At 72.6% G+C, this 21151-nt stretch carries 21 protein-coding genes; 8 read left to right on the forward strand and 13 right to left on the reverse strand.

All coding sequences use genetic code 11. The annotated features are described in order from the left end of the window. The 8 genes from GUY59_RS30000 to GUY59_RS30035 all read right to left on the reverse strand — a co-directional run. A partial coding sequence (locus GUY59_RS30000) for an FMN-binding negative transcriptional regulator (RefSeq protein ID WP_161714767.1) occupies positions 1–660 on the reverse strand: 660 nt, incomplete at its 3' end. Positions 661–662: 2 nt separating this feature from the next. Continuing rightward, entirely contained in the window at positions 663–1649 is a 987-nt protein-coding gene (locus GUY59_RS30005) for a P1 family peptidase (protein WP_171055506.1), read from the reverse strand. Beyond that, the gene (locus GUY59_RS30010; protein ID WP_138204378.1) at positions 1646–2398 is read right to left on the reverse strand and encodes an ATP-binding cassette domain-containing protein; all 753 of its coding nucleotides are present in this window, start codon (positions 2396–2398) and stop codon (positions 1646–1648) included. The genes GUY59_RS30005 and GUY59_RS30010 overlap by 4 nt, the downstream gene beginning before the upstream one ends. Continuing rightward, entirely contained in the window at positions 2395–3321 is a 927-nt protein-coding gene (locus GUY59_RS30015; protein WP_138204380.1) for an ABC transporter ATP-binding protein, read from the reverse strand. Before GUY59_RS30015 ends, GUY59_RS30010 begins: the two co-directional genes overlap by 4 nt. Then, positions 3318–4136, reverse strand: a complete 819-nt coding sequence (locus tag GUY59_RS30020) for an ABC transporter permease (RefSeq protein ID WP_138204382.1) — start codon at positions 4134–4136, stop codon at positions 3318–3320. The genes GUY59_RS30015 and GUY59_RS30020 overlap by 4 nt, the downstream gene beginning before the upstream one ends. Further along, positions 4133–5101 carry an ABC transporter permease gene (locus GUY59_RS30025; protein ID WP_138204384.1) on the reverse strand — a complete coding sequence of 323 codons (969 nt, stop codon included), beginning with the start codon at positions 5099–5101 and terminating at the stop codon, positions 4133–4135. The genes GUY59_RS30020 and GUY59_RS30025 overlap by 4 nt, the downstream gene beginning before the upstream one ends. A gap of 2 nt (positions 5102–5103) precedes the next feature. Continuing rightward, positions 5104–6726, reverse strand: coding sequence for an ABC transporter substrate-binding protein (locus tag GUY59_RS30030; RefSeq protein ID WP_138204386.1), 1623 nt, complete (start codon positions 6724–6726; stop codon positions 5104–5106). Positions 6727–6740: 14 nt separating this feature from the next. Then, positions 6741–8663 carry a primary-amine oxidase gene (locus GUY59_RS30035; RefSeq protein ID WP_236667635.1) on the reverse strand — a complete coding sequence of 641 codons (1923 nt, stop codon included), beginning with the start codon at positions 8661–8663 and terminating at the stop codon, positions 6741–6743. Positions 8664–8796: 133 nt separating this feature from the next. On the opposite strand from GUY59_RS30035, the gene GUY59_RS30040 reads away from it, so the two are divergent. Together GUY59_RS30040 and GUY59_RS30045 are read left to right on the forward strand one after the other, a co-directional pair. Beyond that, the gene (locus tag GUY59_RS30040) at positions 8797–9780 is read left to right on the forward strand and encodes a LacI family DNA-binding transcriptional regulator (protein ID WP_201761517.1); all 984 of its coding nucleotides are present in this window, start codon (positions 8797–8799) and stop codon (positions 9778–9780) included. 61 nt (positions 9781–9841) lie between these two features. Further along, positions 9842–10051 (forward strand): Uma2 family endonuclease, encoded by a 210-nt coding sequence (locus GUY59_RS30045; protein WP_138204390.1) that lies wholly within the window; start codon positions 9842–9844, stop codon positions 10049–10051. 66 nt (positions 10052–10117) lie between these two features. On the opposite strand, the gene GUY59_RS30050 is transcribed toward GUY59_RS30045, so the two are convergent. The 3 genes from GUY59_RS30050 to GUY59_RS30060 are packed head-to-tail and all read right to left on the reverse strand — an operon-like array spanning position 10118 to position 13091. After that, positions 10118–10801: a response regulator gene (locus GUY59_RS30050; RefSeq protein ID WP_171055507.1), complete on the reverse strand. Its 684-nt coding sequence runs from the start codon at positions 10799–10801 to the stop codon at positions 10118–10120. 20 nt (positions 10802–10821) lie between these two features. Next, positions 10822–11940, reverse strand: coding sequence for a hypothetical protein (locus GUY59_RS30055; protein ID WP_138204392.1), 1119 nt, complete (start codon positions 11938–11940; stop codon positions 10822–10824). Continuing rightward, entirely contained in the window at positions 11937–13091 is a 1155-nt protein-coding gene (locus tag GUY59_RS30060) for an ATP-binding protein (protein WP_138204394.1), read from the reverse strand. Before GUY59_RS30060 ends, GUY59_RS30055 begins: the two co-directional genes overlap by 4 nt. A gap of 304 nt (positions 13092–13395) precedes the next feature. Here GUY59_RS30060 and GUY59_RS30065 point away from each other — a divergent pair, with 304 nt between their 5' ends. Continuing rightward, positions 13396–14331, forward strand: a complete 936-nt coding sequence (locus GUY59_RS30065; protein WP_138204396.1) for a SpoIIE family protein phosphatase — start codon at positions 13396–13398, stop codon at positions 14329–14331. Positions 14332–14520: 189 nt separating this feature from the next. Further along, entirely contained in the window at positions 14521–15516 is a 996-nt protein-coding gene (locus tag GUY59_RS30070; protein ID WP_252375103.1) for an endonuclease/exonuclease/phosphatase family protein, read from the forward strand. 74 nt (positions 15517–15590) lie between these two features. Here GUY59_RS30070 and GUY59_RS30075 read toward each other — a convergent pair whose 3' ends face one another. After that, positions 15591–15779 (reverse strand): hypothetical protein, encoded by a 189-nt coding sequence (locus GUY59_RS30075; RefSeq protein ID WP_138204398.1) that lies wholly within the window; start codon positions 15777–15779, stop codon positions 15591–15593. Positions 15780–16047: 268 nt separating this feature from the next. On the opposite strand from GUY59_RS30075, the gene GUY59_RS30080 reads away from it, so the two are divergent. The 4 genes from GUY59_RS30080 to GUY59_RS30095 all read left to right on the forward strand — a co-directional run bounded on the left by GUY59_RS30080 (position 16048) and on the right by GUY59_RS30095 (position 19634). Next, on the forward strand, positions 16048–16983 hold the full coding sequence (locus GUY59_RS30080; RefSeq protein ID WP_161714768.1) for a helix-turn-helix domain-containing protein: 936 nt from the start codon (positions 16048–16050) through the stop codon (positions 16981–16983). A 257-nt stretch (positions 16984–17240) separates the two neighbouring features. Then, positions 17241–18242, forward strand: a complete 1002-nt coding sequence (locus tag GUY59_RS30085; RefSeq protein ID WP_138204402.1) for an ArsR/SmtB family transcription factor — start codon at positions 17241–17243, stop codon at positions 18240–18242. A gap of 16 nt (positions 18243–18258) precedes the next feature. Continuing rightward, on the forward strand, positions 18259–18543 hold the full coding sequence (locus GUY59_RS30090; protein ID WP_138204404.1) for a hypothetical protein: 285 nt from the start codon (positions 18259–18261) through the stop codon (positions 18541–18543). Further along, complete coding sequence (locus GUY59_RS30095; RefSeq protein WP_138204406.1) at positions 18540–19634, forward strand: transglycosylase SLT domain-containing protein; 1095 nt, start codon at positions 18540–18542, stop codon at positions 19632–19634. Before GUY59_RS30090 ends, GUY59_RS30095 begins: the two co-directional genes overlap by 4 nt. Here GUY59_RS30095 and eccB read toward each other — a convergent pair. Then, positions 19628–21028, reverse strand: a complete 1401-nt coding sequence (gene eccB / locus GUY59_RS30100) for a type VII secretion protein EccB (protein ID WP_138204408.1) — start codon at positions 21026–21028, stop codon at positions 19628–19630. The genes GUY59_RS30095 and eccB overlap by 7 nt on opposite strands. Between the last annotated feature and the right edge of the window lie 123 nt (positions 21029–21151).

Consider the following 21151-nt stretch of genomic DNA (forward strand, 5'->3'; position numbering starts at 1 on the left):
CTGAAGGAGACGCCCGCCGGCCCGCCCGCCGGGCGTCTCCTTCAGCGCCCCGCACCCGGCCCTGCGCATCTGCTCGGCGAGGCCCGGGTTCTCCGCGGCTGCCGCGTCGCGGACCCGGGAGTAACACTCCGCGTCGATATCCTGGCTCAGCTTGAAGATGCTCTGCTGCGTACGTACGCGCACCCGGAAGGCCACCACCCCGGGCAGCAGCGCGCGGAACCGGTCACGGGAGGCGGCGGTGGGCTCCCAGGCCGGCTCCCGCAGCGACTCCGCGGCCGTGACCGTGCGCTCCACCACGTCGAGCGGGTCGAGCGGGTCGCCCAGGAGCTCCACCCGGCCGGTCACGTGCACGGCCGCGTAGTCCCAGGTCGGCACGGCCGGGTCGGTGGCGTAGACGGTGGGCGAGACGTACCCGTGCGGTCCTGAGAAGATCACCAGAACGTCGGGCGAGCCCTCGAACGAGCGCCAGTGCGGGTTGGCGCGGGCCATGTGGCCGAGCAGCGTGCCGCCGTCGACGGCGGTCCCTTCGAGGATGACCGGCACGTGCGTGGCCACGGGCACGCCGTCGACCGTGCTCACGACCAAGGCGAACGGGTTCTCCCTGATCAGGGTGGTCACCTGCGCCGGGTCGGCGGCGGCGTACCAGGGGAAGGTGTGCATGCCTACTCCACCGCGCTCAGGACCGCGTCCCACGCGACCTCGGACGCCAGCGTCCCGAGCCCCGTCGGCTTGACTCCCGCCAGATCCACCTCGTCGGTCGTCATCGCGAACAGCACGTCGCCGTCCGTCAGGGTGTGGAACGGCTGGATGCCGCGGTGCATGGAGCTGTGCACCTGCCTGCCCACCTGGAGCAGCTCGACGTCCGTCAACCGGACGTTCGTCACCATCACGGTCAGCGTGGTGTTGCCCATGACGGCGGGAGCGGGGTCGCCGATCGTCTCGGCGTAGTCGTCGCGCGGGTGGCGCCGGACGCCCTCGCCGACGTGGTAGTTGCCGCGTACGATCGTGCCGTCCCGATCCACCACCGCGCCCACGGCATTGACCACGGTCGCGACCAGCACCTTGGCCTCCCCGAACGCGCCGAACGCGGCCCCCTGCCCGGCGAACTCGGCCCGGCCGAACTCCACCTTGCCCGCGCTGGCCGTGCGGCCCGCGCCGCACCGGCCCACCGGGAACAGGCCCTCCCGCGCCCCGCGCAGCGCGGCCCTGCCCAGCTCGGCGTCCGGGTAGACGGCGCTGTCGCGGCAGGAGAAGTCGTAGATGACCGCGCCGGACACGAGCTGCAGGTCGTCCCACCTGGTCCGGTTCTCCCTGCGGGCGAGCAGCTCGTCGCTCACCCCCGTCGCGGCGGCCAGCCCGTAGACCGAGCCGCCCGCCAGGCAGACGGCGTGGTTGAAGTCGTAGCCGCCGCTCATCCCGACCGCGCCTCCGCGGGCGTCCACCGCGGTGCGCGCGCCCGCCGGGACGTGGATCACCGTGCAGCCGGTGGGGCCCTCGCCGTACTCGGCGGTGCCGACGTGCACGCCCGGCAGGTCGAAGGTCACGGATCCGCGCCCGGGGCTGGGCTGCGGGGTCAGCGGCAGGTCCGCGTTGCGCGGCACCCCCGCGGCGAACGCGGACGGCTGGGCGAGCCGTGGCTCGTCGGTCACAGGGCCTCCAAGAGCTGGCGGGAGTATTCGTGGGCGGGAGCGGTGTAGAAGGTGGCGGTGTCGGCCGTCTCAACGACCTCGCCCGCGCGCATCACCGCGATCCGGTCGGCGACGTAGCGGACCGCGCCGAGGTCGTGGGAGATGAACAGGGCGCTGAAGCCGTACTCCTCCTGGAGATCGCGGATGAGGTTGAGAATCTGCACCTGTACGGAGACGTCCAGGGCGCTGACCGCCTCGTCGAAGACGATGAAGTCGGGCCTGGTGACCAGTGCGCGGGCGATGGAGACCCGCTGCCGCTGGCCGCCGGAGAGCTCGTGCGGATAGCGGGTGGCGAACGACTCCTCCAGGCCGACGTGGCCGAGCATCTCGGTGACGAGATCGCCCACGGGGCGGCCGAGCACCGCCAGCGGCTCGGCGACGCTCTGGCCGACGCGCATCCTCGGGTTGAGCGACCAGTGCGGATGCTGCAGCACGGCCTGCATCCGGCCCGCCAGTTCGCGCCGCCGCCTGGGGAAGGGGCGGCCGTCGAACCTGACGGCGCCGCCGGTGGGCCGGTGCAGGCCCAGCGCCACGCGGCTGGTGGTCGTCTTGCCCGAACCGGACTCACCCACCAGGCCGAGGGTCTCCCCCTTGGCCACGGACAGGGAGACGTGCTTCATGGCGTTCAGCCGGATGCGCCGCAGCGGCGGCCCGGCCGTGAAGGTGACCGTCACGTCGTCGAGTTCGAGGATCGCCCGCGTGCCGGTCATGCCGTCACCTCGCCGGCCCGGTGGCACAGGACGTCCTGGTGGCGCACCCGGACCGGGCCGGGGCGCTCTTGGTGACAGCGGTCGACGGCGAGCGCGCAGCGCGGGGCGAACGCGCAACCCGGCGACGGCCCGGTGAGCACGGGCGGCCGTCCCGGCACCGGCTCCAGGCGTGCGCCATGGGCCGCCGCCGCGGGGGCCGACCCGGCCAGCGCCGCCGTGTACGGGTGGGCGGGCTTGCCGAGCACCTCGCGGGCCGGGCCGTGCTCGACGACGCGGCCGCCGTACATGACCGCGATCCGGTCGCAGCGGCGGGCCACGGCGGGCAGGTCGTGGCTGAGCCACAGCAGGCTCGTCCCCGCGTCGGCGGCCAGCGAGAACACCACGTTCAGCACCTCCTCGCGCACCTGGCTGTCCAGCGCGGCGGTCGGCTCGTCGGCGACGAGCAATTCGGGCGAGGTGGCCATGGCCATGGCGACCGCCACCCGCTGCGCCATGCCGCCCGACAGCTGGTGCGGGTACGCGCGCGCCACGCGGGGGTCGTCGAGCCTGACCCGTTCCAGGTGCATGTTCACGTCGGCGCCGCGACCGAGCACGAGCCGGAGCTGGGCGCCGACGCGCATGGTGGGGTCGAGCGAGCCGATCGGGTCCTGGAAGACGAACCCCAGCTGTCTCCTGCGCAGCCGGCGCAGCCCGGCCGGCGGCAGGTCGAACACCGGCTCCCCGGCGACCAGCACCTCCCCGCCGGTACGCCGCGCCGTACGCGGCAGCAGCCGCCCGACGGCGGAGCCCAGCGTGGACTTGCCCGAACCGCTCTCGCCTACGAGCCCGACCTTCTCCCCCGGCGCGACGTCCAGGTCGGCGCCGTCGAGCGCGCGGGTCTCCGCGTAGTCGATCACCAGGTTGCGTACTGAGAGCAGGCTCAAGTCAGTGACCTCGTCTCCCGGGGTTCGAGCTGGTCGCGCAGCCCGTCGCCCACCACGTTGATCGACAGGATGGCCGCCACCAGCACGACGCCGGGCCCGAGGATCAGCCAGGGCGCGGCGATCATGTACGTGCCGCCCTGCTGGATGAGCACGCCGAGCGAGGCCTGCGGCGGCTGCACGCCGAAGCCGAGGAAGCTCAGCCCACCCTCGACCGCGATGCCGACCGACAGCGCGTACGTGCCCTGCACGGCGATCGTGCCGGCCACGTTCGGCAGCACGTGGCGGCCGAGCACGCGGGGCAGCCGGGCGCCGCTGATGACGGCGGAGGTGACGTAGTCGCGCTGCGAGACGGCCACGGCGGCGGCCCGCACCAACCGCGTCATGAGCGGGATCGTCACCAGCACGATGCTGGCAGACGCCGCGACCTGGCCGGGGCCGAGCACGGCGGCGACCAGGATGGCCAGGACGATGGCGGGGAAGGAGTAGAGCACTTCCACCAGGCGCATCACCAGCTCGTTCAGGTAGCCGCCACGGTATCCGGCGACGATGCCGAACGTCGCGCTGACCGCCGCCGTCACCAGCACGGCCAGCGACGACAGCAGCAGCGTCGTGCCCACGCCCTCCATGACGCGCGGCACCATCGAGCGGCCCAGGTTGTCGGTGCCCAGCCACCAACCGGGTCCCGGCGGCTGGAGCCGCGGGCCGACGATCGCGTCCGGGTCTCCCCCGGCCCCGGCGAGCGAGCCCAGCGCGAACACCACGAGCACGAGCAGGCAGGCCAGCCCGCCGATGGACAGCCGGTCCAGTCTCTTCATGAGCGCCTCCCCGCCGTGACGCCGAGCCGGGGATCGAGCACCCCGACGAGCAGGTCGATGACCACGTTCATCACGATGAACACGCCGGCCGCCAGCAGCACGCCCGCCTGCACCACCGCGTAGTCGCGGCGGCCGACGGCCTGCACGATGTACGAGCCGATGCCCGGCAGGTTGAACACGTGCTCCACGATCAGCGCCCCGCCCAGCAGGTACGCGATGATCGTGCCGAGCAGCGTGACCACCGGCGCGGCGGCGTTGCGCAGGATGTGGTGCCTGACGATGAACCACGGCGACTCGCCGCGTCCGACGGCCGCCGTGACGTACGGCTCGACCAGCACGCCCATGACGGCGTCGCGGGTGGTCCTGGCCGTGACGGAGACGGCGAACACCGACAGGACGGCGGCCGGCAACACCATCGTGGCCAGGTTACGGGCGGGGTCCTCGGTGAACGGCACCCACGCGCCGATCTCCAGGCCGAGCGCGTACCGGGAGAAGACGAAGACGACGAGGCTGCCCAGCACGAACTCCGGCACGCTGACACCGAGCCCGCTGAGCAGCCGGCCGGCCGCCCCGCCGCCGCCCGGCCGCGCGCGTACGGCGGTGAGCACGCCGAGCGGCACCCCGGCCAGCACACTGCCGGCCACGGCCAGCAGGGACAGCTCGGCGGTCACCGGTAGGCGGGCCAGCAGCTCCGCGCCGACGGGCTGGCGGCTGATCATGGAGATGCCGAAGTCGCCGCCCGCGACGGCGGCCAGCCAGTGGCCGTATTGCATGAACACCGGCTGGTCCAGCCCGTAGCGGGTGGCCAGCTCCGCCTTCTGCTCGGGGGTGGCGAACGGGCCGAGCACGGTTTCCGCGAAGCCGCCGGGCATCAGGCGTACGGCGGCGAAGATCAGCACGGAGACGCCCAGCAGCGTCGCGGCCGAGCTGAGCGCCCGGCCGGACCACCACATCAGCAGCCGCATGGTTACCGGGTCTTCTTCACGCGGGCGTCGGCGACCAGGCGCAGCACGTTGCCGTAGCCCTCGGTGGAGTAGAGGCTGGGGCTGAGCGCGTCGGATCTGTAGGCGACCGTTGCGGGGCGGGTGACCAGCGGGATCATCTGCGCGTCCGTGTCGGCCCTGGCGCACACGGCGGCCAGCGCCTTCTCGCGCGCGGCGCCCGCGGGCTCCTTGCCGGCCGCGTCGATGAGGGCGTTCAGCTCCTTGTCGGGCGTCATGAAGCCGACGTTGAAGCCGGCCTCCTCCGGGTTCCACCACTTGGTGACCATGCCGGGGTCGGCGTAGCCGGCGAACCACGACAGGGCGGCGTCGAAGTCGGCGGGCGCCTTGCCGTACACCTTGCCCGACCAGCTCGCCTCGTCCATCTGCTCGATCTTGACGGTGATGCCGGCCTGCTGGAGGTTCTGCTGGATCACCTGGGCGACGGCGGGTGCCGGCTGGGTGGAGTAGATGCTGAGCGTGAACGTCAGGTTCTCGGCGCCCGCCTCGGCCAGCAGCTTCTTGGCCTCGTCGGCGTTCTTGGAGGCGGACGGCAGCGCGGCGGGGTCGCAGGCGCCCGGCAGGCCCGCCGGGGTGACGGCGCTCGGCTTGCCCTTGCCTCCGAGCGCGATGTCGGCGATCTGCTGCTGGTCGAGCGCGATGGTGATCGCCTGGCGCACCTTGGGGTCGGCGAACTCCGAGTGGGGCGCTTTCGTGTTGAGCATCAGGTAGTAGAGGTCCGTGGTGGCCTGGGTGACGACCTGCACGTCACGGGCGCCCGCCAGCATGCCGGCCGAGTCGACGTTGCCCAGCGTGGCCAGGGCGGCGCTCCCGTTCTGCAGGGCGGCGATGCGCGCGGCCTCCTCAGGGGCGATGGTGATGTTGAGGGTGTCGGCCGCGGGCTTGCCCTTCGCCCAGTACTTCTCGTTGCGCTTGAACGTCCACGACACGTCCTGGCGGTGGTCCTCCACCACGTACGGCCCGGTGCCGAGCAGTGTGGTGGCCGGATCGACCGACTTGTCGTTGATCTCTTTCATCGGCAGGACCGCGGCGGGCACGTTGGCCAGGGCCGCCAGGAACGGCGTGTACGGCTCCTTCAGCGTGACCTTCACCGTGTGGTCGCCGTCCTTGGTGACCGACCTGACCGGGCCGAGCTGGCCGCGCCACACCGACTCGGACGCGAGCAGCCGCTCGAAGCTGCCCACCACGTCGTCGGCCGTCATCTTCCTGCCGTTGCTGAACGAGACGTCCTCGCGCAGGTGGAAGACGTACTCGGTGGGTGAGGGCGTCTCCCACTTCTCGGCCAGCAGCGGCTCGATGCCGAAGTCGGGGCCCACGGTGACGAGGGTCTCGTAGGACAGCGAGAGCAGCTGCCAGGTGGTGGCCACGTCGGCGAGCTGCGGGTCGTAGCCGGTGGCCGCGCCGCTGTCGATGTGGACCTGCACATTGAGCGTGCCGCCCGAAGGCAGCGCGTCGTCGGCCACGGCGAGGTAGCCGGGCGCGGCCTCCGCCTGGGGGCCGGTGGAGGGCTGGGTGGTCGTTCCGGTGGCGGCGCAGGCCGTGGCCAGCAGGGCGGCCGCGACACCGCAGGCCAGGCGTATGGGACGCATGGGCCTCTACTCCTCTAGTGGCAGGAACGTTCGGCGGCGCTCGGCGGGACGTCGAGCGTGGGGTTGCGGTCGAAGAACCCGACCGGCTTCAGTACGAACCCGCACGTGTCGACCGGCATGATCGGCCAGTCCTCCACGCGGGGGAAATGCGTCAGGCCGAACGTGTGCCACAGCACGATGTCCTGCCCGTCGATGTCGCGGTCGGCCCTGGTGTAGGCGGGCAGTCCCGCGCCGCCGGGATGCTGGTTGACCAGATCCCCGGCGGGATAACGCTCCGCTGGGTGGTAGCGGGTGACCCACAGGTGCCGCGTGGCGAACTCCGCGCGGCGGCGGATCGAGGAGCCCTCGGCGGCGAGGAGGGTGGGCTTGCCCTCGGGGTGCAGGGCGTAGCCGACCGGGCGGCCCAGGCGGTTGCGGACCGACGGGTTGACGACGTGCCAGGTGCGCTCGGCGGCGAGGTCGGCGTCGCGCCGGGCCTCGCGTTCCGTGCGCAGGCGGGTGGCGGCCCTGCCGATGGCGTTGCCGTACGGGTTGGCGGGGCCCATCGGGTGGCGGACCACCTCGACCTCCTCCACCGCGTTGGCCACGCCGTCCACCGTCATGTCCAGCCGCGCGCTGAACAGGTGCTGGTGGTAGGGGGCCGCGAGGCCGGGCGCGACCTCCGACGCGTACGGGGCGGCCCGGTCGTCGTAGGCGGCGGTGAAGACGATGCCGGTGGCCTTGACCTCCAGCTCGATGGTGCCGTCGAGGTAGAGGTACCAGTAGAAGCCGTAGTCGTAGTTGCCCACGGTGACGAAGAACGAGATGACGAGGCGGCGCTGCCTGCGGGTCTCCCTGGAGCCGTTGGCGGGATCGGTGTGCTTCCACAGCACGCCGTAGTCCTCCTCGTGCATGCAGATCGCGTTGTTGATCACCTTGGGCACGCAGGCGCCGTCCGTGACGACGGCGTCGAAGTAGGTGATCTCGCCGAGGCAGTCGCAGCCGAGCTCCAGGGAGTTGGCCAGCTTGCCGAGCTGGTATTCGCCGGTGTCGAAGTAGTTCTGCCAGAAGCGCACGGGGCTCGGGTCACCGTACGGCACCAGCATCTCGGCCACCGACGCCCGGTAGACGACCGGCCGGACGCGGCCGCCGTCCTCGAAGCCGATCTGGTGCAGGGTGAGGCCCTCGCGCATGTCGTACCCGAGCCGCAGGCTCCACTTCTCCCAGGTGACGAGCGGGCCGTCCACGGTGAAGCTCGGGCCTTCCGGCTGGGTGATGCGGATCGGCTTCTGCGTGGTGCGGTGCGGCCCCTGGGTGTAGTCGCCGGGCTCGGAGGGCACGGGCTGCGGCCCGGTGTCGACGATCTCCAGGATCTCGCCCTTGACCAGGTCGACGTACGCGACCAGACCGTCCACCGGGTGCGCCCACGGCAGGCTCTGCGGCGTGGGCATCACGTGCGCCAGCACCCGGGCGACCCGGCGGCCACGCTCGGCGGGCAGTCCGTAGTGGCCCGCGCTGAGCGCGGCCAGGTAGACGCCCGCCGGGTCGGTGATCCCGCGCCGCGCGAGCGCCTCGGCCCACCCGGCGTCCTCCCTGAGCACCCGCCTGACCAGCGCGTGCTCCTCGTCCAGCATCGGCACCTGGCCGCTTTCGGCCGGGTCGGTCGGCGTACGCGACTCCACCCGCGCGCCCGCTGCCCCGACGCCGATCGACACGATCACGTCGGAGGAGGCCTCGGTGGCCAGGTCGATGAGGAGCACCCGGGCGCGGCGGCCGGACGGCGTGCTCTCCCCACCGGCGAGCACCTCGTCCTTCGGCGGCTCCTCCAGGCCGAGGTAGGCCACGCGCACCGACTCGGTCAGCAGGCCCTGCTCGATCAGGATCCGCCTGACCTCGTCGATCTCCTGCGCGGCGAGGGGATCGAGAGGATGGGGACGCTTGCCGGTGGTCAGGTGCAACGCTCCGCCCCTTTCAGATGCCGGAACGTTCCGGCATAGGTTTCGCGCCAACCTAATGCGGAATGCGGGAGCGGGACAAGACCCGGAGCCCAGGAGAAACACATCGTTTACCGGTCGGGCTACGATGCGGGGCGTGCAGACAGACGAGCCGGTCACCATCCTCACCGTCGCCAGGGAGGCGGGGGTGTCCAAGACGACGGCCTCCGACGCGTTGCGCGGCTCCGGGCGGGTGTCCGAGGCGACGCGCGCCGCGGTCGCCCAGGTCGCCGAGCGGCTGGGCTACGTGCCCAACGGCTCGGCCCGCCACCTGCGCAGGGCCAGCACCGGCACCATCGGCCTGCACGTGCCCGAGGTGCTCACCCGCTCGTCCTACTACATGTCGTTCGTGTTCGGCGCGGTCGAGCGGGCCGCGCGGCACGACTACGACGTCACCCTCATCACCTCGGGCCAGCGGCGCCCGCGTCCGCCACGGGTCGACGGCCTGGTGCTCGGCGACCCGCTCGGGGGCGACCCGGTGGTGGAGAGCCTGATGGGGACGGGCCTGCCGACGGTCTCCTGCGAACGGTTCCCCGGAGACCGGCAGGCCGACGGCGTCGTGTGGTCCGAGCACGCCGAGATGCTCACCCGGCTGCTCGGCCATCTGCGGTCGTCCGGGGCGGCGCGGCCCGCGCTCATCGTGGCGGGCGACGAGAGCGACTGGGCGGCCAACCTGCACCAGGGCTATCTCGGCTGGTGCACCGGCCAGGGGGTGGCGCCGCTCGTACGGCGGGTGTCCTTCGACGCGACGGGCGACGAGGTGCGCGCCGCCGCCCGCGACCTGCTCCGCTCCTCGCCGCTCGACGCCCTCGTGTGCGCGCCCGCGGGCGCGGCGACCGAGGTGGCGCCCCTGCTGCGCGAGTCCGGCGGCGACGTGCTGCTCGCCTCGTGCGTCGACAGCGCCGCCACCCGGCTGGCCGACCCGCCGATCACCGCGATCGACCTGCGTCCGCGTGAGGCCGGAGAGAGCTGCGCCGAGTTGCTGTTCGAGCTGCTGGCGGGGGCCGCCCCGGCGGGCACGGAACGCCTGCACCCGATAGAGCTGGCCGTACGCGCCTCGACCCGCCGGGACGGCATCTGACCGGGGAAGGTCGTACAAACTGGAGGTGTCAGCTTTTCGCCGTTTCCGGGGACTTGCCGGGATGGGCCTGAAGAGCCTGGTCTATGCGAAGGCGGGCATCCCCACTTGCTGGCGCATCGAACTCGCAGACGAACCGACGCTCTGCGTCTACGAGCTCAACGGCGACACGTACGATCCGCCGGCCGCCTACAAGGCGGGCGATGTCGCGCACCTGACGACACCGTTCCCGATCGGCTTCGATCCCGCCGTGCTCGTCCGCGGGCGGCGCTGAGCGCAGGGCTTGACCTGGTCCTCGGCCCTGCCGGCCCCCTCCTGCCAGGAGGACCGAGGCCAGGCGTTATCCCCGATCGGATGGTGCGCGAGCGGCCAGCGACGTGTAGACGGTCACCTCGTCCGGCTGCAGCAGACCGTCCTGGATGGCGCAGATGAGCAGCTTCTCCTTGGTGGGCGCGGGCCGGCCGGCCGCCGCGTACTTGACCCTGGCCCGGTCGATGTACTGCCGCACGGTCCGTTCCTTGATCCCCATCCGCGCCGCCACGGAGGCCTTCGACATCGACTGGAACCAGAACAGCAGCGCCGCGCGTTCCTTGTCCGACAGCTGCGGCCGGTGCGGCCCCTCGTCCGTGGCGATGGCCTGAGCCATCGGCGGTGTCACGCTCGGTCGGTCGGCGGCCACCTCCAGGATCGTCTCCAGGCACGATCCGCGGGTCGCCCGCCCTTTGCCGATGAAGGCCGAAGCGCCCGCGTCGAGCACCGCGCGCACCGTCTCCGGCTCCTCGTGCTCGGAGAAGACGATGACCCGCTGCCCGCCCGCGCACAGCTCGGCCACCCGGTCGATGACCATCGTGCCGTTGAGGTTGAGGTCGAGCAGCAGCACGTCGGCGGGCGTGCCGCGGACCGACTCGATGGTGGGCCCCTGCGCGACCAGCTCCACCTGGCCGTGCGAGCCGAACCACGAGCGCACGCCGTCCACCACGACCTGGTGGTCCTCCACCAGCGCCACCGTCACGGGTCCTGTCATGTGCCCTGTCATGTGCCCTGTCATGTGCGCTGCCAGATGCTGTTGACCCATAGCTCCCCTCCCTGCCGCTGATAGGTGACGACGACCCCGCTCGGTTCGTGCACCGGATCGGGGCTGGCCGGCAGGTCGTCGTTGTCGGCGACGACCGCCACGCTCACCATGGCCGACATCGCGGACACGGTCACCCTGGCCCTCGTCCGCGCGCCGTCCAGGGCCGCGACGGGCGCTTTGAGCAGGTCCTCGCGCACGCCGTCGGGCAGCGCGGGCATGCGCTCGCCGAACGGCGGCGCCGTCACCAGGACCTGCCGGCGCTCGGCCGCGTCGATGCGCTCGCGCAGCGCGGACACCAGCTCGTCCGGCACCTCCTCGCGCTCGGTGACGAGCCGCCGCAGCCGCATGGCGCCCGACGTGCAGTCGTCGCGCACGCGGGGGTCGCCGGGGTCGGCGCCGTCGGCCAGCTCCTTGAGCATCGACTCCGCCACCTCCCGGATGGCTTCGTAGCGGCGCAGCCGGTCGGCGTGGATGCGCTGGGCGGACAGGCGCCAGGCGTCGTCGGAGGCCAGCCTGCGGGCCAGCAGCGCGGCGTCCTCGGCGCGTACGCGCAGGGTGTGGCAGCCGAGCATGTAGCCGAGCTGGAGCGCGACACCGCTGACGATGACCACCAGGTATTTGGCCAGGGAGACGCGGTCGACCGTGCCCGTGGCGATCATCGCCACCAGCATGATGCCGGCGTTGGCCGACAGAAACGCGATGGCCTCGGCCCGCCAGCGCGGCCGGTTCCACAGCAGCATGACGCCGAGCCACCCCACCGACCCCCACCCCCAGTCGATGGGGCCGATCAGGTCCTCCGGCCGGCAGGCCACGATCACCGCGACGTCGAGGACGAGCACGGCGACGGCCAGCTCACGCGCCCTGGCCGGCCCGGTGTACGTGCGTAACAACGACAGCGCGGCGACGACGCCGATCACGGTGTAGGCGATCCAGGCCGCCGCCGCGATCAAAGGCCAGCGGAAGGAGTCCCAGCCCGTGACGGTGACGGTGAGGTCGTAGCCGGTGTGCCAGACCGTGGTGATCACGACGGCGCCGATGGCGGTGTAGAGCGTGTAGCGGTGCGCCACCTCCTCGATGTCACCGGTCATGGCCGCCACCACAGGCTTACCCGGGTGCCGTCGCTCCCCGAGCGGATGTCGGCGCCGGCGTTCGGCAGGGAGCGCATCGTGCCGAGGATCGAGCCGCGCACGCCGAACCGGTCGGACGGCACCCGTTCGACGTCGAAACCCGCGCCCGCGTCGGCGACCTCCACCCGGATCTCGCCGTCGCGGCTGCTGGAGACCAACTCGGCCTCGCGCACGCCGGCGTGCCGGGCGATGTTCGCCAGCGCCTCGTTGACGGCGCGGGCGAACCGCTCCGCGACGTCCCCCGGCACCGTCTCCGGCGTCAGGCTTCTGCGCACCTCCAGGCTCGTGGCACGGCCGGCCACCTCGTCGAGCAGGGCGTCGAGAGCGATGGCCGCGGCGCCGGCGTGCGGCGTGTCGCGCAGCCGTTCCAGGGCCGCCAGGTCGGTTACCGCCTGGCGGCGCAGCGTGTCCGACGGCCCGTCGTACGTGCCGAGGCCGACCATGGTCAGCGTGTGCAACGACGTCTCGTGGACGCTGCCGACCTGGCGCAGCTCGTCCTCGCGGCGCAGCCGCTCGACCATGAGCGCGACCTCGGCGCGGGCGCTGTCGCGCATGGACGTGTCAGCCGAGGCGGCCGATCGGCGCAACATCGTCATCAGCACCGCGATGGACAGGATCTGTACGAGGTGGATCGCGAGCGTGCTCACGACGTCCTGCTGCGGCGCCGCGAACCGGGCCCCCATCAGGTACGCCGTCGCCACGACCAGCCCCGCGGGCACGGCGATCGAGGGCCGCCAGGCGATGCCGGCGACGACCACGCTCATGGTGACCAGCCCGGAGACCCAGCTCGCGTTCGCGGCGAGCGCGTCCACCGCCACGAGGTGACGCTGTGCCAGGCAGAACAGGACGGTGATCGCGACATCACCGGCCGCCAGCCAGGAGGGCAGCGGCCTGCGCAACCGGGCCACCCGCAGGAAGAGAACGGTCCAGAGCAGGTGGATCGTCAGCGCGGGCACCAGCCACGACAACATGACGGGAGGCACGGCGCCCAGCACCGCAGCGACGATCGCCACCAGGCCGATCACGGCCCGGGAGCCGGACCCGATGCGCGCGGCCGCCTGCTCCAGTTGCCTGGCCGCCGAGTCGTACCTCGTGGAACCGCGGTGAGACATGCGCCGCCCGCTCGCAGTGAGAGCACAGGACGGGTCTCAGATTAACGCACGCCGCAGGGGCGTACGGGAAGATCGCGCCGGCCGTGGCGGCGGGTGGGGGGATGGGTGGCATGGTCGTTTCCTCGGGCCGGCTCAGCGGCGGTCGATCACCGCCCTCCCTGACCCTGATCCGCCGCCCCTCCTGCGGCATGACGGCTGATCGGCCGTCATCCGCCACGACGTCCGAACAGCCGTCGGTCGTGTCTTCTTGTACACGCGTGTACTGATGCCCGTGCCGCTGGGAACACGGAAGAAAGGGAACCTGATGTCCTTCGTGGTGATCCCCATCCTGGTGGGCTGCCTGTCTGTCATGACGGTCCGCGACCGCAGGGAGACCTGGAAGGCCGGTCTGCCGGCGGCACGACCGCGGCTGGTGGCGGCGGGCGGCACGTACGACGGCACGCGCGGACGGCCCTCGGACGCGTACGTCATCCAGGAACGCCTCATCGCGGCGGCCCACGGCACCCCCGTCCCCGGCCAGGACAGCACGCGGAGCACGAGCAGCGGGGGCGGCGCGGGCGAAACGGGAGACGCGGACCTCGCGCACACCGCTGCCGCCCTGGCCCTGGCCGCGGTGGTGGCCGCCCGCCCGCAGCACGCGGGGGCGCGGGAGGTGGACCTCGGCGAGTGCACCGAGGCGGCGCACCGCGCGGTGCGCGCCGCGGCCCGGTGCGCCCCGGCCCCGCACCCCGATCCCGATACGCCTGCGGCCCGGTCGGGTGGCGTGGAGCCGGGTGCGGCGGGGACGCACAGCGTAGGGACGCCGGCAGGGTCAGGCCCGTCCGGGCGTGGCGGTGACCGTGTGGTCAGCTCGCTGGACCTCGTCGTGCTCGACCAGGACGAGCACCCCCGCCTGCGTTACGCCCACGTCGGCGACGGCGCCATCTGGCACTGCGCGAAGGGTGCGGAGCCGCGGCCGATCACGACGGCGCACGTGTGCGACCGCGGCACCATGACGCGCGGGCTCGGACTGCCGTCGGCGCTCGCCCCGGAGATCGGGACGCTGCCCCTGCGCTCCGGCGACCGCGTGGCCCTCGTCACGGGAGGCGTCACCCGGGCCCTCGGCACGAACCGGCTCAAAGCGCTGCTCGCGAGCGGCTACTCACCCGCGGCCTGCCTGGACCGCCTGTACGACGAGATGGCCGCCCTCGAACCGGAGGGCGACGCCACGGCGATCATCGCCGACGTGGTCACCGCGTGAACGGGTCGAGCATCGTACGGTGACGGGCTCGACGCGGCGCGACACACCGCAGGCACGGCGCTAGCGGGGTGCCGCATGGGACGCTGACCTGAGCGTCGGCCGATCGGGAGGGCCGCGCGCGTCGCGCCGTATCGTTCCACAACAGTTTAAAGTTCATCCTGTGGAGCGGCTCGGAACCAGGACGGCGAAGTGAGCGCGACGGTCGGCGCGGGGCAGATCACGACGGGGGAGCCGGCGCCGGTTCGGAGGAGACGCCGCAGGCGGTGGTTGTCCTGGACGGTCGTCACGCTGCTGGCCGTCTGGGCCGTCATCCGCGCGGGCGGCCTGGAGCAGGGGTCGTTCCTCACCCAGCTGATGACCGTGACGCCCATCGGGGCGGGGATCGCGGCGCTGACCGCGGTGTTGTCGCTGCTCAGGCGCAACCGCCCGGCCGCGCTCGCCGCGGCCGTGGTGTGCGCGGTGATGGTCGCCGTCGTGGCGCCGCGCACGGTGGCCGCGGAGCAGCCGACGGCGCGGGGCGCCCCGTTGCGGGTGCTGGCGATCAACCTGTTCACCAGGGCCGACGCCCAGACGGTGGTCGACCTGGTGCGCGAGCACGATGTGGAGGTGTTCAGCGCCCTGGAGCTCAGTCACGCCGCGGTGGAGCGGCTGGACGCGGCCGGGCTGGGGCGGCTCCTGCCGCACCGGGTGCTGCAGCCCTCCTTCGGCGCCACCGGCAGCGGCATCTTCTCCAAGCATCCGGTGAAGGAGCTGACGGGGCTGTTCACGCCGATCGGGCACAACATGCCGGCCGCCGCCGTGACGCTGCCGGGTGGGGGCACGGTCGAGTTCGTGGCGGTGCATCCCAACCCGCCGCTCGGCCGTAAGACCGAGGAGTGGAACGCCGCGCTGCGCGCCTTCCCTCCGGCCGCCACCTCGTCGACGATCCGGGTGCTGGCGGGCGACTTCAACGCCAGTCTCGACCACCGCGCCATGCGCGACCTGCTCGGCCGCGGCTACGTGGACGCCGCCGACCAGGTGGGCAAGGGACTGGTGCCGACCTGGCCGAGCTTCAGGAAGTTCCCGCCCATCATCTCGATCGACCACATCCTGGCCGACCGGCGGGTGAGCGTGCGCCGCGTGGAGATCTTCGACGTGCCGAACACCGACCACCGCGGCGTCTTCGCCGAACTGCGCCTGCCCTGAGCGTCCTGCCGAGGGCGAAGCCGACCAGGCGCCCGCTCGCCGGCGGGGGGCGGGCGGGCGCCGGTGGTGCCGCGTCAGGCCACGTTCTCTTCCCGCGCTCGCTCCAGGATCTCGAGGTCGAACGCACCCGACTTGACGGCCGCGGTGAAGGCCTCCCAGTCGCGGCGGGGCACTTCCAGCACCGTGTCGGGGTGGTCGACGTGGACCACCTCCACGTGGTCGTTGATCCTCTTGGCCGCGACGCGGCCGGCGTCGTACGTCATCTGCAGCACTCCTTTCACTACCTTGCGGAGGTTCCGCCCCGGCCATCCGTTCGCAGGATGACCGGGGCGGCTGCGGGGAAGCCTTCCATCGAGCGGTCGTACAGGCCAGCGCCGCCCATCCGCGCTCGGGTGGGAAATGCAACTCGCGGGCGTCGATCTTTGGGCCTCGGTGCAAAGATGCCCTCCCCGCCCGGTGCGGAATCCGCGCCGGCGGCCGCTCGCGCGCGGGCCGGCTCGCGACAGGCCCTCTCGACATAGGGTTGCCGGTATGCCGTTGGCCAAGCCATACGACGAGGACCGCCTCGACGACGGCCTGCCGCAGCCTGCCGCGCCGGTTCTCAAGGTACGCGACACCACCGCGCAGTTCGGGGCCGTGACCGTGTCGAGGAGGAGTTTCGAGCCGCTGCGCCTGTGGCGGGCGGCCGAGCATCCCGTGGACCCCGGGCTGGAGGAGACCTGCCAGCTGCTGGTCCCGCTGGCCGGCTCGCTGCAGGTCATCTGGGCGGAGGGCCACGCGACGCCGGGCGTCGGCGACCTGCTGGTCCACGACATGACGCATGTGCTGGCCGCGCGTTTCCGCGCGCCGGAGCGGGGGCTGATGTTCGAGGCCGCCCTGGTCGACGTCCCCCGGTCGCTGGTCTCCCTGCCCGCGCATCAGGTGGGGGCGATGCTGGGCAGCATCATGCCGGCCACCCGCGGGATCGGCGCCCTGCTGGCGAGCGTCGTCACCGGGCTGGCGGAGAACCCGGACTCCTACCGGCCGGCCGACGGCCCGCGGCTGGGCATGGTGGTGCTCGACCTGGTCTCCGCGCTGTTCGCGCATGCCATCGAGACCAGCCCCGCCCTCCCGGCGTCCAACCGTGACGCGCTCATCCTGCGCGTGCAGGCGTTCGTGCAGGAGCATCTGCGCGACCCCGGACTGAGCCCTCGCTCGCTGGCGGTGCAGCACCACATCTCCACCAGCTACCTGCACCGGCTCTTCCAGGATCAGGGCATCACGGTCGGCGGCTACATCAGGGCGCAGCGGCTCGACCGCGCCCGGCGCGACCTGGCCGACCCCGCCCTGCGCGCGGTGCCGATCCACAGCATCGCGGCCAAGTGGGGTTTCTCGCACGCCGCCGACTTCAGCCGGGCCTTCCGCCGCGAGTACGGCGTCTCGCCCCGCGACTTCCGCCGCGAGGCGATCCGCACGGCTCCGCGCTGACGGGGCCGCGGTCAAGGAGGCCGGCTCAGGTTTTTCGCCGCTGGTCGGATGGGGTCGTACGGCACTTTTTAAGTGAGAAGTTAGCGGTGGTGCGTACGTTGACGAACTCAATCGCGATACGACACCACACAGAGGACATGTCATGCAGCTGACCTCAAAGCAGACGGACCACTGCGCAACCGTCCGGAGTGTCCGCATCACCTAGAGCTTCGCGAAGCACTGCTCCAGCGATGACAGCGCTGCCTACAGTCCGGCCCATGGGGGCTCGCGCAAAGAGCACCGAGGCGTGGAGCGAGCTGCGTTTCGCCTCCACGCCGCAGATCTCCATCTCCATCTCGCCCCACCTGACCGTGCTCGCCATGATCGCCGACGCCCTCGCGGGCCGTCGCCGCGGCCTGCCCGAGCTCTGGCGGAGGGCGGTCAGCGCGCGCGTCGGCCCGCACGGGCACGAGGCCGTGCGACCGCTGGCCGTGCCCGGTCGCACGGTCGCGCCCGACAGTCTCGTGGCGAGATCCCCGATCGACGCGGACGTCACCGTGCAGAGTCAGATCAGCGCGCTCCAGGACACCGCGCCGGATGCCCTGATCAAGGACTTGGAGCAGACGTTCGGGCCGGGGGCGCCGCCGGCGCACTGGCGCGCGGCCGCCGAGCGGCCGCGCCACTGGCTGCGCGGCTACGCCAGCGCCCTGGCCGAGGTCTGGAACACCACGGAACCCTTGTGGAAGCGGGCCCGCCCGCTGCTGGAAAGGGAGATCGAGCGCGTGGGCGTGGCGACCGTGCGCGGCCGCCCAGAGCTGCTGTTCGGGACGCTCAGTGACCGCATCGTCAGCACCGAGCGCGGCCTGCTCATCTCCGACCCCGAGGCCGGCGGGTACGACCTGGGCGACCGCAGGATCGTCCTGGTGCCGACGCTGGCCGGCAAGGACTCCGTGATCGTCAGCCTGGACGACCCGGAGGCGGTGTGGATCGCCTATCCGGTACGGGGCGCCGAATCGTTGTGGCGCAAACCGGTCAGGCCCTCGGTGGACGAGTTGTCCGCCCTCGTCGGCCCGATCAGGGCGGACCTGCTCTGCGCCCTCGACCAGCCCATGACCATGTCCATGCTGGCCGCGGACATGAAGATCGCCCCGAGCGGCCTCACGTACCATTGCGACCGGCTGCGCGCCGGGAGGCTGATCACCCGGGAGCGCCGCGGGCGTGAGGTGTGGATCGCCCGCACCCGCCGGGCGGAGGAGCTGCTGGAGCTTTTCCGGCGCTGAGCAGAGAAAGGGGGACGTGAGCGTGGGACTCACCTTCCACCGCGGCGCGCTGGAGACGTGCGCGACCGCGGCCAGGTCGGCGTCCGGGGCCTTCGCGGGCTCGGCGGGCCAGGCGCCGGACGTGACCGCCTTCGGGAACGTGTCCGGGTCGGCGGCGATGGCGACGGCCGCGGGCGACCTGCTACGGGCCGCCGAGCAGGCGGCCAAGACCCTGGGCGGTCGCCTGGAGGCGGTGGAGCGCACCCTCGACGCCGTCGAGCGCACGGTCGTCGCCGCCGACGGCGCCGCGGTCCAGCGGTGAGCGCTCTCGACGACGTCAGGGCCGCGCCGGGCGGCGGCGAACTGGCCGATCTCGCGGCCAAGGTGATCGGGGCGCCGGAGACGATCACCGCGGCGGCCAAGACCTGGCACGCCGCCGCGGGCACTGCCGGGGAGCACACCGGCGCGCTGCGCAATGCGGTCTCCGACGTGGACGAGGCATGGCAGGGGGCCGGCGCCGACGCGTTCACCGGTTACATGGGCCGGCTCGCGGGGTGCGGCGAGCGGTACCAGCAGGCGTTGCGGGACTGCGCGGGCCACCTCGACACCGCCGCGAGCACGCTGAGCTCGGCGGAGACGCTGGCGCTCGAGACCTGCCAGGGCTACGCCTCCGCCGCCCGTGAAGTGCGCGGGCGCACACCCCCGCCCACCGAGGAGCAGGTCGCCCAGAGCATGCGGCCCGCGCTCGGCGAGGCCCGTGCGGCGCTGCAGAAGCTGGTCACCGACACCGGCAAGACGCTCGACGACCTCGCGGGAAAGCTCCGGAGCGCGATCGGCACGATCCCGGACGTCGCCAAGGAACTGCCCGAGCCGGACGCGCAGTCCTTCGCGCCCGCCCCGGGCAGGAGGCTCGACTGGTCGCCGGCGGAGGCGGAGTCAGGCACGACCGCGCTGGCAGCGTCGACGCCGTCAGGCGCGTCGGGCGGCGGTTCGGGAGGCTTCGGCGGGTACGGCTCCAGCGGCCCGCCGCCGGCCGGAGGCGGGCCGGCCCCTCAGGGCCAGGTCGCCGGCTGGATCAACCAGGCGATCGCCGTTCTCAGGGCGCACGGCTACCCCCTGGAGAAGATGAACGCGAACGACATCTGGATGATCATCAAGCACGAGTCGGGCGGCAACCCGCACGCCATCAACAACTGGGACTCCAACGCGGCGAAGGGCACGCCCTCCAAAGGGCTGATGCAGACCATCGACCCGACGTTCGACGCCCACAAGCTGCCGGGACACGGCAACATCTACGACCCGGTCGACAACATCATCGCGGGCGTGCGCTACGCCATCGACCGCTACGGCTCGGTCTCGAACGTGCCCGGCGTGGTCGGCATGAAGACCGGCGGCGGCTACCGCGGTTACTGATCCTGCTCGAACGCGGGTTCGGCCGCCCGCGCGGGGTCGAGCACGGGGCCCTCGGGGATGAGCTGGAGCACGTTCGCCGGGACGGGCGTGGCCTGGCTCGCGTCGTAGCCGAGCTTGCCCAGCACGTCGGCGCCCGGCACGGCGTAGCGCCGTCCGTCGGCGGTGACCAGGTAGTAGGACTGGACCGCCTTGAGCTGGCCGTCGCCGGGCAGGACGCCGGCCAGCACGGCCTTGCCCGGCGGCAGGCGTACGAGGTCGGTGGCGTCGCCGTGCCCCTGGGGCAGCGTGGCGCCGGTGGTGAGGCGGGCGCGGGTGGATCCGGTGCTCGTGTCGGTGTAGACGGCACACAGCGGGCGGGCCGGGTCGTAGGCGGTCATGCTCGGCATGACAGGCGGCAGGCCGTCGGCGGGGAGCGTGGTCCGCGAGCGGGGGGCGGCGTTGGCGGTGGCCGCGTCGATGGCGATCTCCTTCACCGCGCCGCCGCCGTAGGCCTTCCTGCTCTCGGGGTCGCTGAGCAGCAGCGTGGCCTGGCCCTGGGTGACGGGGGCGAGCCCGTCGCCCAGCATGACGTACCAGCGGGGCTCGCCGCCGGCCACGCCGTCCGCGCGGAACACCTGGCCCACGGCGGCGGCCTTGCCCCCGGGCCCGGTGACCGGCCTGCCGCGGCCGCTGATGCCGGGCGCGGCCAGGTCTGGCCCCTCCGGCAGCGCGTTGAGCCAGGCGACCGGCACCGGGGCGGGCGCGGTGGGGGTGAGCCCGCGGGCGATGCCGCCCGCCACGCGCATGCGGGTGCCGCGCCAGATGGCCCACTGCCGGCCGCCCACGTCGACGAGGATCGCGTCGCCGTCCGCGACCTGCGTGCCGCCGACCTCGCGACCGGCGACCAGCGCCACGTACGGCTTGCGCCCGGTCGGCTCGGCGCGTTCCTGCACGCAGACCGCCCAGGGGCCCTTGGCCAGATTCTCGGGGGCGGGCAGCGAGTCGGGGGCGCCGGGGATGCCGATGGGCGCCCCGCGCTCGTAGCCGGCCAGGGCCTCCCGCGCCACGACCCGCTCCTTGATCTGCCCCGAGGCGAGCACGAGACGGGCGGAGGCGTAGTTGGCGACGGGGATGAGCCTGCGCTGGTCGTGGCTGTAGACGTAGCCGGCGCCCGTCTCGCGTTCGATGACGAGCGTGCCGGGCTCCTCGATCGACTTCGTGCCGCCGGGGCGCAACAGGCCGAACACGGCGAAGCCGACGCACAGCAGGACCGCCACCATGATCCCGGCCAGGAACCCGATGTTCTGCCGGCGCAGCGGCCATTCGGGCTGGTTGGGCTGAGCGCGCAGCAGAGCCAGTCCGATGCGCTGGATGGTGAGACGGTACGCCTGGTAAAGGTCGCGCTGGCTGTGCACTAACGCCCCTTGCTTCTTACTAGTACTTACTAAACCCAATTTATCGGAATAAAAGCCGCGAAGCCGCACGGTATCGCATAGGCGAACAATGGTGGGCCAGTAAATGACGTTACCGGCCACTCC

Origin of the sequence: Nonomuraea sp. K271 (genome assembly GCF_009908215.1) — a bacterium.
Taxonomy (GTDB): Bacteria; Actinomycetota; Actinomycetes; order Streptosporangiales; family Streptosporangiaceae; genus Nonomuraea; species Nonomuraea longispora.